The sequence below is a fragment of the Streptomyces sp. P5F9 genome (assembly GCF_057961495.1).
On record NZ_JBXVPZ010000301.1, the window covers coordinates 1 to 12057 of the forward strand.

Consider the following 12057-nt stretch of genomic DNA (forward strand, 5'->3'; position numbering starts at 1 on the left):
CCCATCGCCACCGCCCCGCACCCCGGTTCGACGTCCCCTGGGGTTCAGAGGTCTTCATCGAAGGCGTGGTTGAGAGCCGAAACCGCCAAATCGAGGGCCCCTTCGGCGAGTTCACGGGCCACTACTCCGGCGGCCGACGCATGCCGACGATCCGTGTCGACCGCGTTTCCTACCGCACGGACCCGGTCTTCGAGTCCCTCGACCTCGGCATGCCGTGGACCGAGGTCGACTACCTCGTCGGCCCCAACACCTGCGTCCCCCTCCTCAAGCAACTCCGCGCCGAATTCCCCGAGGTGCAGGCCGTCAACGCCATGTACACCCACGGCCTCGCGGTGATCGTCTCCACGAAGAAGCGCTACGGCGGTTTCGCCAAGGCGGTCGGCATGCGCGCGATGACGACACCGCACGGCCTCGGCTACGTCACGCAGGTCATCGTCGTGGACGAGGACGTCGACCCGTTCGACCTGCCCCAGGTGACGTGGGCGATGTCCGCGAAGGTGAACCCCCAGGACGACGTGGTCATCGTCCCCAACCTGTCGGTCATGGCGCTGGCACCGGCCGCCAACACCCCGGGAATCACCAGCAAGATGATCATCGACGCCACGACCCCGGTCGCACCGGACAACCGGGGCCACTTCGACACCCCGGTACGGGACCTGCCCGAGACCCCGGAGTGGGCCGACCGGTTGCGCGCCCTCATCGCCGCCCGCCATGATCTGCCCCCGCTGCGCCCACGACACGGTCGACACCGTGACCACCTCGCCGGTCCCCGGCGTGTGGGACGTACTCCGATGCGTCCGCTGCCTCTACATGTGGCGTACCAGCGAACCCGACCGCCGCACCCGGCGCCAGGCGTACCCCGTCGAGTTCCGGATGACGCAGGCCGACATCGACGCCGCGCCGGAGGTGCCCGTCGTACCGCCGATGGTCGTCGGCTGACCGCCTCGGCGCGAGGCCGGGTCAGATCGCCAGGATCGCCCGCACCCGCTTGCCGCCTCCGGTGAGCGGGGTGACGTCGAGGCGCTGGGCCAGGCAGCGGACCATGGCCAGGCCGCGGCCGCTCTCGCCCTCGGCCGTCATCGGCCGCACGCGGGGCGGGTTCGGGCTGTCGTCGTAGACCTCTACCGTGACCCGCTCGTCGGACAGTTGGAGGCGTAGCCGGCACTCGCCGCGGCCGTGCTCGGTCGCGTTGGCGACGAGTTCGGACACGATCAGCGTCGCGTCGTCGATCTGTTCCGCGTCCATCCGTGTCAGCTGATGGCGGGACCGCGCGAGAAACTCCGAGGTCAGCTTCCGTGCCTGACCCGCCGAGGCGGCTTCGTCGGGCAGCAGGTACTCCACGCGTACGGAACGCCTATGGGTACGCCGATGCGTACGCATGGCGAATCACTTCCCCTCCTAGGACAACCCGGTATCCCCGCGGCGTCACCGCACCGGGGCCGCCGCAGATCTTGCGCGGCCGGTCCTACACACGTCACTTGCCCTGAGTCCGTGATCGGCAACCAGGCGGCGCCAGTTGGTTGTCGTCGATCAGGAAATGTCCGCTCTCGGACTCAATTGGGTAAAGCGCCGGGCACGCCGAGGGGATTGCCTGACAGCCTTGCGATGTCCAAAGGTGGGGGAGGGGTCCCCGCGGAAGGCGGCCCCCGAAAGCCGCGACGCCCTTGGAGTCGACCATGGCCGCAGCGAAGCCGCAGCGCAGTCTCTCCGTGCTGACCTGGCTGCCCGCCGCGGTGATGGCGGTGGTCGCGGTCGGAGACCTCGTCACGGGTCCGGGCCTCGGCTTCCTCCCGTTGGCCTCCCTCGGCCCGGCCTTCGCCGGACTGGTCGGCGGCTGGCGCCGTACCGCGTGGTTCGGCGCGGCCGCGCTCGCCCTGTGCGTCGGACTCGGTCTCTACGACGGCCTGTTCCAGGAACGCCGGGGCTTCCTGGCGATGGTGTCGGTGGTGGGCGTGACCGGCGCCGGCATCGCCGCCGCCGTGATGCGCGGCCGCCGCGAGGCCGAACTCGCCAGCGTGCGCTCCATCGCGGAGGTCGCGCAGCGAGTTCTGCTACGGCCCGTGCCCCTGACCGCGGGACCCCTCCAGGCGGCGGTGTCGTACACCTCGGCCGTCGCGGAAGCACGTATCGGCGGCGACCTGTACGAAGTGGTCGCCTCCCCGCACGGCGTGCGCGTCATCGTCGGCGACGTGCAGGGCAAGGGGCTCGCCGCCGTCGAGACGGCCGCCGTGGTGCTCGGCGCGTTCCGCGAGGCCGCGCACGACGAACCCGACCTGGTCGGACTCGGCGAACGCCTGGAACGCAGCGTCTCCCGGGTGCTGTCCGACGAGAAGTTCGTGACCGCCGTCCTCGCCGAGATCGGCACGGACCACGAGGTGCTCTTCCTCAACTACGGTCATCCGCCCCCGATGGTCGTACGGCGCAACGGCGCCGCCGACTTCCCGGTACCGCCCTCCTACGCCCCGCCGCTCGGCCTGGGCGGCGCCCAGGGCGGCGAGAGCCCGAAGCCGTTCTCCGTGCGCTTCGGGCCGGGCGAGCAACTGCTGCTGTACACCGACGGCGTCACCGAGGCCCGCAACGACCACGGCACCTTCTATCCGCTGGGCGAGCGGGCGCACCTGCTGAAGGAACCCGACGCGCAGAGCGCCCTGGACTCCCTGCGCGAGGACCTGGTCCGCCACACGGCCGGACCGCTCCACGACGACGCCGCGATGCTCCTGCTGCGCTATCACGGCCACGAGTCCACGACGGGCGACGAGCCGCCCGTCCGGTGAGCAAGGGAGGTCAGAGGCGGCCGCACAGATCGGCCCACTTGCTTGTTTCGTCAATCAAGTAAACTGATGGCATGACCACGCCCGAGCAGCCATTGCGCCCCATGAGTCCGCACGAGGAGGAGCTGGTGCGCGAACTCGCGCGGGTGATGCTCGTGCTGCCCCGGGCCGTCGACGCCGACATGATGCGCGAGCAGCGCCTGCCGCTGACCGAGTACACGACTCTCATGCACCTGTCCGAGGCCACGGACCGGCGCATGCGCATGAGCGAGCTGGCGTCCGTCTGCAACCTCTCGCTGAGCGGCATGACCCGCATCGTCACCCGCCTGGAGACACAGGGGCTGGTCGGACGGGAGCGGTGCGCCGAGGACGCCCGCGGCTGGAACGCCGTCCTCACCGACCAGGGTCTCGCCCGTCTCCAGGAGGCATGGCCCGCCCACCTGTCCAGCGTCCGGCGCCACGTCCTCGACCATGTCGACGACGCCGACCTGACCCGGCTCCTCGGCGTGATGCGCCGTATCGCCACCTGACCCACCGAGCAGACCCAAGGAGCATGGGATGACCACCCCGACCACCCCCTTCGACATCACGCTCGGCCTGGACACCTTCGGTGACGTCACGCACGACGCCGAGGGCACCCCGCTGACCCACGGCCAGGCCATCCGCCGCCTCGTCGAGGAAGGCGTCCTCGCCGACCGGGTCGGCGTCGACCACTTCGGCATCGGCGAGCACCACACCGAGTCGATGCCCCTGTCGGCCGCCGACGTCGTCCTCGCGGCCATCGCCGCGCGCACCGAGCACATACGTCTCAACTCGGCCGTGACCGTGATCAGTTCGGACGATCCCATCCGTGTCTTCCAGCGCTACGCCACCCTCGACGGCGTCTCCGCGGGCCGCGCCGAAGTCATCCTCGGCAGAGGGTCGAGTACCGAGTCCTTCCCGCTCTTCGGCTACGACCTGAACGACTACGAGGAACTGTTCGAGGAGAAGGTCGCCCTCTTCGCCGAACTGCTCAAGGAGAAGCCCGTCACGTGGTCCGGCACCACCCGTGCCGCCCTCGACGGCATCTCCGTCTACCCGCACAGCGAGACGGGCTCGATCCCCACCTGGATCGGTGTCGGCGGCAGCCCTCAGTCGGTCATCCGCACCGCCCAGTACGGGTTCTCCCTGATGCTGGCGATCATCGGCGGCGACGTGGCCCGCTTCGCCCCGTTCTCCCAGCTGTTCCGGCGGGCGCTGGCGGAGTTCGGCCACCCCGCGCGGCCCATCGGCGTGCACGCGCCCGGCCATGTCGCCGCCACCGACGAACAGGCGGTGGAGGAATTCGTGCCGGCCTTCCAGCAGCTGATCGCGAGCGTGGCGCGGGAACGCGGCTTCCGCACCCCGACCCGCGAGAGCCTCATGCAGGACGTCGGACCCGGCGGCGCCCTGCACGTCGGATCGCCCGAGACCGTGGCCCGCAAGATCACGGACACCCTCAAGACCCTCGACGCGACCCGCTTCAACCTGAAGTACGGCATCACCGGAATGCCCCACGACACCCTCATGACCAACATCGAGCTCTACGGCACGAAGGTCGCGCCGCTGGTGCGCGAGATGATGCGGGACTGACGCGACGCCGCCTCGGGGGAGGCGGCGACCCGCAGTCCGCCCAGCCGCTAGGGCCTGTCCGGCGGATCATGCCGCAGACGCGGGGCGTGGCACGCCATCTGCGGCGTTGTCGTCGGTCGCCGACGCTCCGCGTCGACTCCCTCCTCCGCCTTGCAGCTGCACGCACCACGCCCCGCTCACCGGCGCTGATCAGGCACCGCCGATTTCCTGCGACCTGATCCGCCGGACAGGCCCTAGTGGTGGTAGCCGAAGCCGCGCGTGAACGGCGCGAAGGTGTGGCTGAAGTACCAGGTGTCCTGGGCGGTCCCGGAGCAGTTGTTGGCGCCCCCGGTGCCCACGCAACTGCCGTTGTCGCGCTGAAGGGCCCAGAACGAGAGCGTGTTGATGCCCCGGGCGACTGCCCACTTCTTCACCGTGACCGCGTTCTGCGTGGTGAAGGTCTCCGCCGGGCCGAAGTCGTCGATGCCGGGCATCTCGGTGACGCCGATCGTCTTCCACAGCTTCGCCGGGTTCTTCTTCGGGTAGAGCGCGGCGAGTTGGGAGTGCAGGCCGGTCGCGGCGGTCTTGGTGTCCTCCGCCATGTCGTGGGCGGCGCCGTCGTAGTAGTCGAACGTCATGATGTTGACGACGTCCACGCGCGCGCCGTTGTCGACCGCGTTCTGCAGCAGGGCGACGCCGTTGGGCGCGAGACCGGTGGTGGTCGTCGGCAGCGTGTAGGAGAACTCCACGCTGCGGCCGGTGCGTTCGGCCCAGCGCTGCACCTTCGCGATCGCCTTGTTGCGGCGGTCGATACCGGCCGTGTTGTTGATGGAGTCGGCCTCGATGTCGAGGTCGATCCGGCTCACGCCGTAGGTCGTGACCAGGCTCTCGTAGACCTTCGCGATGGCGTCGACATCGGTGCAGCTGTCGGCCAGTTCGGTGTTGGTGGTGTCCGCGCTGTAGCCGCCGAAGGACGGGATGACGTTGCCGCCGCGCGCCTGGATCGTGGCGATGTCCTTGCCGAAGGTCGACTCGGAGATCGGCTGGGCGGGCAGGCCGTTCCAGTACGCCGTGCACGAACCGGCCGCCTCGGTCTGCAGGAAGGCCATCGTCAGGTACTTGTTCCCGGACGCGGCGGCGAGCGCCGCCGGACTCTCACCGGTCCACGCCTCGAAGTACGGCGCCGCCACATGGTCCGGCATCGGCTGCACGCGGTGCGTCGCACTCGCATCACCTCCACCGAGACCGACAAGCCCCGCGGACAAGGCGGTTACGGCCGCGCAGGACAGCGACGCGCGAAGAGGCCCAGGTCGTCTCATTGACGCTCCCATGCTGAGAGGAGAGAAGCCGCCCCTGACCGGGACGAACAGCGACCATATTTGGACTAGACCAATCCCCTGTCAAGGTTCTTGACCGTGAACTGACCGAGGCGGTGCGGGAATTCGGTGAGGGGTGTCCTGGGGCGGGACTGTCCGATGGATTGTGGGTAATGCCGCGGTGACGCCGTCGAAGGCCTGGCGGAACAGGGCTTCAGGCTGTGCGCGCAGCAGTGCCGGGGCGCCGGTCACACCTGCTGGGCGGGAACCGTTGGGTGCGTCGGCGAGATGACCTCCTTCAACCGCTACGCCCTCGGCGCCGTCGCCGACTGGCTGCACCGTACGGTCGCGGGTCTCGCCGCCGCCGTACCCGGCTGCTGGCGAGGGAGATGCCATCGTCGTAGAGGCGCTGGTCCCCGCGAACACGCACGCCGAGGTTCAACTGCCGCCCGTCCTCGCCCGTCCGCACGCTTGAAGTTTCAAACGGATTCGGCCAAACTCTCGATTGAGAGTTCAAGCGATCCGTCTCGGGGATCTCGGGGCTCTCTGGGTTCTGCCCGAAATCTTCCTCCCTGGAGTTGTCATGTCACTTGTCTCCGATGCCGTCGCCGTCCGCCGCGGCCCGCTCGTCGTCGCGGGAGGTGTGCTCGCCGCCATCGTGGTGGCCTCCGCGGCGGACACCGTCATCGCCCAACTCGCCCTAGCCGCTGGCGCCCCCGACGACTTCCAGCCCCTGAAGGCGCCGTCCTACATCTTCCTGACGGCGGTCGGCATAGTCGCGGGCGCCATCGGCTGGGCCGTCGTGAGCAAGGTGTCGAAGGACCCCCAGGCGCTGGTGCGCCGGCTCGTGCCCACCCTCGTCGTGGTGTCCTTCGTCCCTGATTTCCTGCTCTACGGCGACGGTGGCGCGACCGGCGTCGGGGCGCTGCTCCTGATGCACGTGACGGTCGCGGCGGCCGCGGTGGCCACCTACCGCAAGGTGATGCCTCTGTCGTAGAGACACCGACGGCCACCGACTCCGTGGACGCCGTCAGAGTCGCTGCGCCCCGACCGTCGAACGCCACAACTCCCCGGCCTCCGCCGCCGCGTGCGGCGCCACGAGCAGCAACGGCTCACCGTACGAGGGGAGTCGCGGCATGGCCACCGCGCCCGCCTCGGTAGCGATGAGCAGGGCGGGCAGGCCGTCCACCGGGTGGAACTCGCCGATCGCGGCGGCCGTCGCCCGGCCCGCCGCGACCTGGACCAGCGACAGCGCGGTCGAGCCCATGACACGGGCCGTGCAGTGCCGGTCGGCCAGTTGCGCGAGCAGCGCGTCGAGGCCGGGCCAATGCGCGTGGGCCGCCCACTCCGTGAGGAACGCATGGCCCGTGAGCGTGGTGTGGTCCGCCGCGTGGATCGGAGTCCCGTTCAGGTGCGCGCCCTTGCCCCGCACCGCCGTGAAGACCTCGCCGCGCCACGGGTCCGCCACCAGACCCAGCAGCGGACTGCCGTCCGGCTCCGCCAGGCCCAGGGAGAATGAGCACCAGCCAAGTCCGTGGGCGTAGTTGGTCGTTCCGTCCACCGGGTCGATCACCCAGTGCGGTGCGTTGTCCGACGTGCCCTCCTCGGCGCCGTACTCCTCGCCGTCGATGCCCCAGTCGGGGAACTCCCGCCGCAGCACCGCCCGCACGTGCCGCTCCACCGCCTCGTCCGTGTCGGTGACGATGTCGGCCGGGCTGGCCTTCTGCCGGACCGGACCCGCACCTCCTCGGTTCCCGCCCCGGATCGCCTCCGTCGCCCACTCGGCCAACTCCACGGCCACCCGCAGAGCACCGTCCAGGTCATGTCCGTTCGGCACAGCTCTTCACCACCCCGTTCAGGTCGTTGCCAATGATCGCGTCCACACCCCAGGCGAGCAGTTCGCCGCGCCGGTCCGCGTCGTCCACCGTCCAGCAACTCGCCAGCTCATCCCGCGCATGCCAGTACGCCACCGACTCCTCGCTCAGGAACCGGTGTTCCGGATTGACATACTGCGGACGTACGGCCCCCAACGCGTCCTCCGAGGGCGGAAGTTCGCCGTACCAGCTGAGGAACAGCATGATCCGCTCGTCGCGCGCCCACACCGCCGCCATCGCCTCCGCGGCGCCACAGAACATGGCCACGGCCCCCAGCCGAACGAGCTCCGCGTGCGCTGCTGCGGCGACCATCGGGTCCCCGGTGTCCAGCAGCAGCGGCACCCCGCCGGCGGCTTCCAACGCCTCCCGCAGGGGCGGCACCGCCGGCGCGAACTCCCGCAACTCGGCCAACGTCAGGGCCGACCTGGTAACCGGGGTTGGCCTTCTCGAAGGCGGGGACAACGATGTCTCCCCACAGCTTCTGGATGTTCGCGTCACCGCTGACGTACGCGGTGAGGTGATGGGCGGCGGCTTCGCCGACCGACGCGGACGAGGACGACGACGAGGAGCAGGAGGAGGCGGAGGCGGCCATGGTGAGGGTGGCGGCACCAGCAGCGCTGCGGCGCTCCGGGCGGACCTGGGGAGTCGCGTGGGCTGAGGCGAGGCGGCGAGCGAACGGCCGAGGGTCCGGACGGGCATGGTGGCTGCTCCGGGCATTCTGGTTCGGGGCGCAACGCTTTGTTCCGGCGCACGATAGGCAGGGCCCTCAGTCATGCGGCGAGCGACGTGACGATCCTGCCCTGGGCTGTGATGGCCGAAGCTGTCGGCAGCCCTAACCGTTCAGTTGGTGGAGAGTGGTGACGCCCGCGAGGACGAGGTCGATCCCGGCGAGGAACTGCTCGCGGTCGTCGTGCCCGCGCACCTGGTTCGCGACGGCGCGGGTGAACGGGTAGTCGTCGGGGTCGAGTTCTTCCCAGGCCGTCGATACGGCGTCCAGGAACTGGGCGCGGTCCGTGTCGGGCCCAAGAGTGCCGGCGCTCGCGGTGTTCGCGGCGTTCTGCCCGGCGGCGCCGAGGATGTAGTGCATCAGCGCAGAGGTCGCGGTGAACCAGCCGGCCTCGGGCACACCCAGCGCGCGGATCTGCCGGCCGATGTTCTCGAAGAGCCGCGGCGCCACCGGCCCCCAGGGGCTGTGGGAGATCTGCGTCGCGAGCTGGGTGGCGAGCCACGGGTGTTCCTCGATCGCGTCGAACAGGCCGAGCGCGACGGCGCGGATCCCGTCCTGCGGCGTGTCCGGAGCCCCGGCGGTCTCGACGGCCAGGGCCGCGGCGACGACGGCGTCGGTGGCGGCGCCGAGCAGCTCGTCCTTGTTCGCCACGTGCCAGTAGATCGCCCCGGGCCCGGTGGCCAGTCGCTCGGTCAGCGTCCGGAACGTCAGCCCGTCCTCGCCGACCGCGTCGAGCAGCTCGACGGCGGCCTCGACGATGCGCTCGCGGGAGAGCGCCTCGGTACGCCGCTTTGACCTGCCAGTCCGCGTTGCCATGCGGCCATCTTGACATATCTGGAGCGCCGTTCCAACAATGGAACGACATTCCAGAGAGGTCGGCCGGAGCCAACCGGGCGACCCGCATTCCTGAGGAGTCACCATGAGCACGCGCATCACGATCATCGGCGCCGGACTCGGCGGCCTCACTCTCGCCCGCGTCCTGCACGTCCACGGCATCCCGGCCACCGTCTACGAGGCGGAGCCCGCCCCGACCGCACGTCCGCAGGGCGGGATGCTCGACATCCACGAGGACAACGGCCATCCGGCCCTCGATGCCGCAGGCCTGACCGAGGAGTTCCGCGGCCTCGTTCTGGAGGGCCGTGAGGCGACACGGGTCCTCGCCCCGGACGGGACCGTCCTCTTCGACGACGACAGCGCGCGCGGACGCCCCGAGGTGCTGCGCGGCGAACTGCGACGGATCCTGCTCGACTCGCTCCCGCCCGGCACCGTCCGGTGGGGGCACAAGGTCAGCGGCGTCCGCGCCATGGGAGAGGGCCGCCACGAGGTGACCTTCGCCGACGGCACCACCGTCACCGCGAGCCTCCTGGTCGGCGCGGACGGCGCATGGTCACGGGTCCGACCGCTGCTGTCCGGCGCGGCACCCGAATACACCGGCAAGTCGTACGTCGAGACCTACCTGTACGACGCCGACGCCCGTCACCCCTCCGTCGCGAAGGCGGTCGGCGGCGGGTCCTTGTTCGCGCTCGCACCGGGCAAGGGCATCCAGGCCCACCGCGAGAGCGGCGGCACCCTCCACACCTACGTGGCACTGTCCAGGCCGCAGAACTGGTTCACCGACATCGACTTCACCGATTCCGCCACGGCAGCTCAGCGGATCGTGCGGGAATTCGACGGCTGGGCCCCCGAACTCACCGCCCTGATCACCGACAGCGACACCCCGCCGGTCCTACGGCCCCTCTACGCGCTCCCCGTCGAGCACCGATGGGACCGCGTACCCGGCGTAACCCTGCTCGGCGACGCCGCCCACCTCTCGGCCCCGAACGGCGAAGGCGCCAACCTGGCCATGTACGACGGCGCCGAACTCGGCAAGGCCCTCGCCGCCCACCCCGACGACCCCGAAGCCGCCCTCACCGCATACGAGCAGCCCCTCTTCCCCCGCAGCGCCGCGGCCGCAGCCGATGGCGCCGACCTGAACGAGGCACTCTTCGGCGACAACGCGCCGCAGAGCCTGCTCGACATGTTCACGGGAAGCGAGCCGACCGACTGAGCCGCTCGCCCCGCGGTCCCAGGGTCGGAGAACTCGCTCACTTCGGCAGGCCGGCGCCGTCGAGATGGCGGTGCAGGACTGCGGTGACGATGTCCATGACGGCGTGCACGTGCTGCGTCTGGGAGGAGGAGACGAGCATGTCGTCGCTGCCATGGAGGAGAAGGAACGGCGGCGCCGAAGCCGTCACGCAGGTTGCGGGATCCGCGGCACCGACCTCCTCGGGAATCTCCGAGAACAGCGTGCCTGCCTTGCCGACACAGGCCGAGAAATGCGTGGCCGTGCGCTGGTACCGAAGGCGTCAACCACGGCTTCAGTGCCGCCACATGACCACCGGCTGACTCTCCCCACAGAGCAACCGCACGCGGGTCGATACCGAAGGCGTCCGCATGCTGCCGCAGACAGGTGAGGGTGCCCGCATCACCGGGAAGGAGACGACCAGCGGAAGCCGGTCTGCCGTCGCGGGCCGAAGAATGTCGGCTTTCAGGCTGTGGGCACGGGGAGCTTGGGAACGGACGGGATCTCAGGTTCCATGTGGCGATCCTGCCCCCATCGTAAAAAACGTTAATGGACGGGGAGAGGCTTCCTCTATTTCCGCGGAGGAAGCCGTCGCCGTAGGGCGGTCCCGGGGTCTACGGCACCAGTACGATCCGGCCGCGCCGGCCGCCCCGGGCGAGCTGGGCGTGGGCTTCGGGTGCCTGGGACAGGGGGTAGGTCCGCGCCACGCGTGGTGTGAGGACGCCGACCTCGGCGAGCGCGGAGAGGTAGGCGAGACGGGTGGGTTCGGTGCCGGCGGCGGTGTGGCGTACGACCACACCCCGCTCCGGCGTCGGCAGCACGTCGACCCGCACGCTCACGAAGATGCCGCCGTCGCGGACGGCCGCCAGCGCGGGTGCGCCCAGCGCCGCCGCGTCGAGGACGCCGTCCACGCCTTCCGGCACGAACCGGCGTACCGCCTCGCTCAGTTCCTCCTCGCGCGACACGAACCATGTGGCGCCGCGCTCGCGGAGGAACTCCTCGTCCTCGGGCCGCCCCTGCGCGACGATCCGCACACCCCGCATCCGTGCCAACTCGACGGCGTAGCCGCCCACGGCCCCGGCGGCGCCCGTGATGAGCAGAGTGTCGCGAGGGCGCAGCGGGATGTGGTCCAGGGCCATCGAGGCGGTCATCGCGTTGAGGGGGATCGTCGCCGCGAGCGTCAGGTCCATGCCCTCAGGGGCGGGGGCGATGGAGTTGAGGTCGGTCACCAGGTACTCGGCCTGGGCCTTGGTGGGGCGCTGTACTGGGGAGTGGAACACGATGACCGGCGTTCCGGCCTTGAGGAGGACACCCGTACCGACCGCGTCGATCGTCCCGGCGGCGTCCAGACCGAGACCCGTGTGCTCGACCTCGTCCAACGGCCCGAAGAACCCGCCCCACACAGCGGCGTCGGCGGGATTCAGCGCGGCTGCCGCGACCTTGACGCGGATCTCGAAGGGGCCCGGTTCCGGGAGAGGGACCTCCAGGACCTCGACGGCCTCGGGTCCACTGGTCTTCCTGTGATCGCGTCTCGGGTCGGCGCACAGATCAGCGCCTACCTCGACGACACGTACCTGGAGCAGGTCGACACGCGGGTGATCGCGGTCGGCGAGACGGACGGGGCGCCCTGGGCGGCCGTAGAGCACTGTCTGTTTCATCCGCAGGGCGGGGGACAGCCCGCCGACCGCGATCACCCGCGTGTCGACCTGCTCCAGGT

The 12057-nt window shown here is 70.3% G+C and carries 12 protein-coding genes and 2 pseudogenes; 7 read left to right on the forward strand and 7 right to left on the reverse strand.

Translation table 11 applies throughout. From position 1 onward, the window contains the following. Nucleotides 1–710 (forward strand): annotated as a pseudogene (locus AC31A1_RS34905) (UbiD family decarboxylase domain-containing protein); the annotation flags it as partial. 1 nt (nucleotide 711) lies between these two features. Further along, on the forward strand, nucleotides 712–939 hold the full coding sequence (locus tag AC31A1_RS34910) for a non-oxidative hydroxyarylic acid decarboxylases subunit D (protein ID WP_489657163.1): 228 nt from the start codon (nucleotides 712–714) through the stop codon (nucleotides 937–939). Nucleotides 940–960: 21 nt separating this feature from the next. Here the strand turns inward: AC31A1_RS34910 and AC31A1_RS34915 are convergent, their stop codons facing one another. Then, on the reverse strand, nucleotides 961–1380 hold the full coding sequence (locus AC31A1_RS34915) for an ATP-binding protein (RefSeq protein WP_489657154.1): 420 nt from the start codon (nucleotides 1378–1380) through the stop codon (nucleotides 961–963). A gap of 296 nt (nucleotides 1381–1676) precedes the next feature. Here AC31A1_RS34915 and AC31A1_RS34920 point away from each other — a divergent pair, with 296 nt between their 5' ends. From AC31A1_RS34920 to AC31A1_RS34930, 3 genes are all read left to right on the forward strand, one after another. Then, entirely contained in the window at nucleotides 1677–2774 is a 1098-nt protein-coding gene (locus AC31A1_RS34920) for a PP2C family protein-serine/threonine phosphatase (RefSeq protein ID WP_489657155.1), read from the forward strand. Between the two features lie 71 nt (nucleotides 2775–2845). Continuing rightward, nucleotides 2846–3301, forward strand: coding sequence for a MarR family winged helix-turn-helix transcriptional regulator (locus tag AC31A1_RS34925; protein WP_489657156.1), 456 nt, complete (start codon nucleotides 2846–2848; stop codon nucleotides 3299–3301). Between the two features lie 28 nt (nucleotides 3302–3329). Then, nucleotides 3330–4382 (forward strand): LLM class flavin-dependent oxidoreductase, encoded by a 1053-nt coding sequence (locus AC31A1_RS34930; protein ID WP_489657157.1) that lies wholly within the window; start codon nucleotides 3330–3332, stop codon nucleotides 4380–4382. Nucleotides 4383–4633: 251 nt separating this feature from the next. Here the strand turns inward: AC31A1_RS34930 and AC31A1_RS34935 are convergent. Beyond that, nucleotides 4634–5680 (reverse strand): annotated as a pseudogene (locus AC31A1_RS34935) (chitinase); the annotation flags it as partial. A 580-nt stretch (nucleotides 5681–6260) separates the two neighbouring features. On the opposite strand from AC31A1_RS34935, the gene AC31A1_RS34940 reads away from it, so the two are divergent. After that, nucleotides 6261–6674: a DUF6069 family protein gene (locus tag AC31A1_RS34940; protein WP_489657158.1), complete on the forward strand. Its 414-nt coding sequence runs from the start codon at nucleotides 6261–6263 to the stop codon at nucleotides 6672–6674. Nucleotides 6675–6707: 33 nt separating this feature from the next. On the opposite strand, the gene AC31A1_RS34945 is transcribed toward AC31A1_RS34940, so the two are convergent. The 3 genes from AC31A1_RS34945 to AC31A1_RS34955 all read right to left on the reverse strand — a co-directional run bounded on the left by AC31A1_RS34945 (nucleotide 6708) and on the right by AC31A1_RS34955 (nucleotide 9094). Beyond that, a complete protein-coding gene (locus AC31A1_RS34945; RefSeq protein WP_489657159.1) occupies nucleotides 6708–7514 on the reverse strand; it encodes an inositol monophosphatase family protein in 807 nt (268 codons plus the stop codon). Next, a complete protein-coding gene (locus AC31A1_RS34950; protein ID WP_489657160.1) occupies nucleotides 7498–7953 on the reverse strand; it encodes a glycerophosphodiester phosphodiesterase in 456 nt (151 codons plus the stop codon). The genes AC31A1_RS34945 and AC31A1_RS34950 overlap by 17 nt, the downstream gene beginning before the upstream one ends. Nucleotides 7954–8383: 430 nt before the next feature. After that, nucleotides 8384–9094, reverse strand: coding sequence for a TetR/AcrR family transcriptional regulator (locus AC31A1_RS34955; protein ID WP_489657161.1), 711 nt, complete (start codon nucleotides 9092–9094; stop codon nucleotides 8384–8386). A 103-nt stretch (nucleotides 9095–9197) separates the two neighbouring features. On the opposite strand from AC31A1_RS34955, the gene AC31A1_RS34960 reads away from it, so the two are divergent. After that, complete coding sequence (locus AC31A1_RS34960; protein ID WP_489657162.1) at nucleotides 9198–10325, forward strand: FAD-dependent oxidoreductase; 1128 nt, start codon at nucleotides 9198–9200, stop codon at nucleotides 10323–10325. A gap of 37 nt (nucleotides 10326–10362) precedes the next feature. On the opposite strand, the gene AC31A1_RS34965 is transcribed toward AC31A1_RS34960, so the two are convergent. Together AC31A1_RS34965 and AC31A1_RS34970 are read right to left on the reverse strand one after the other, a co-directional pair. Further along, complete coding sequence (locus tag AC31A1_RS34965) at nucleotides 10363–10563, reverse strand: hypothetical protein (protein ID WP_489657164.1); 201 nt, start codon at nucleotides 10561–10563, stop codon at nucleotides 10363–10365. Between the two features lie 391 nt (nucleotides 10564–10954). After that, nucleotides 10955–11998, reverse strand: a complete 1044-nt coding sequence (locus AC31A1_RS34970; protein WP_489657165.1) for a zinc-binding dehydrogenase — start codon at nucleotides 11996–11998, stop codon at nucleotides 10955–10957. Nucleotides 11999–12057: the final 59 nt, after the last annotated feature.

Excerpts from the sequence above, each read along its gene's own strand:
- AC31A1_RS34910 (WP_489657163.1), top strand. The coding sequence starts at position 712 with ATGATCTGCCCCCGCTGCGCCCACGACACGGTCGACACCGTGACCACC.
- AC31A1_RS34915 (WP_489657154.1), bottom strand. The coding sequence starts at position 1,380 with ATGCGTACGCATCGGCGTACCCATAGGCGTTCCGTACGCGTGGAGTAC.
- AC31A1_RS34920 (WP_489657155.1), top strand. The coding sequence starts at position 1,677 with ATGGCCGCAGCGAAGCCGCAGCGCAGTCTCTCCGTGCTGACCTGGCTG.
- AC31A1_RS34925 (WP_489657156.1), top strand. The coding sequence starts at position 2,846 with ATGACCACGCCCGAGCAGCCATTGCGCCCCATGAGTCCGCACGAGGAG.
- AC31A1_RS34930 (WP_489657157.1), top strand. The coding sequence starts at position 3,330 with ATGACCACCCCGACCACCCCCTTCGACATCACGCTCGGCCTGGACACC.
- AC31A1_RS34940 (WP_489657158.1), top strand. The coding sequence starts at position 6,261 with ATGTCACTTGTCTCCGATGCCGTCGCCGTCCGCCGCGGCCCGCTCGTC.
- AC31A1_RS34955 (WP_489657161.1), bottom strand. The coding sequence starts at position 9,094 with ATGGCAACGCGGACTGGCAGGTCAAAGCGGCGTACCGAGGCGCTCTCC.
- AC31A1_RS34960 (WP_489657162.1), top strand. The coding sequence starts at position 9,198 with ATGAGCACGCGCATCACGATCATCGGCGCCGGACTCGGCGGCCTCACT.
- AC31A1_RS34970 (WP_489657165.1), bottom strand. The coding sequence starts at position 11,998 with ATGAAACAGACAGTGCTCTACGGCCGCCCAGGGCGCCCCGTCCGTCTC.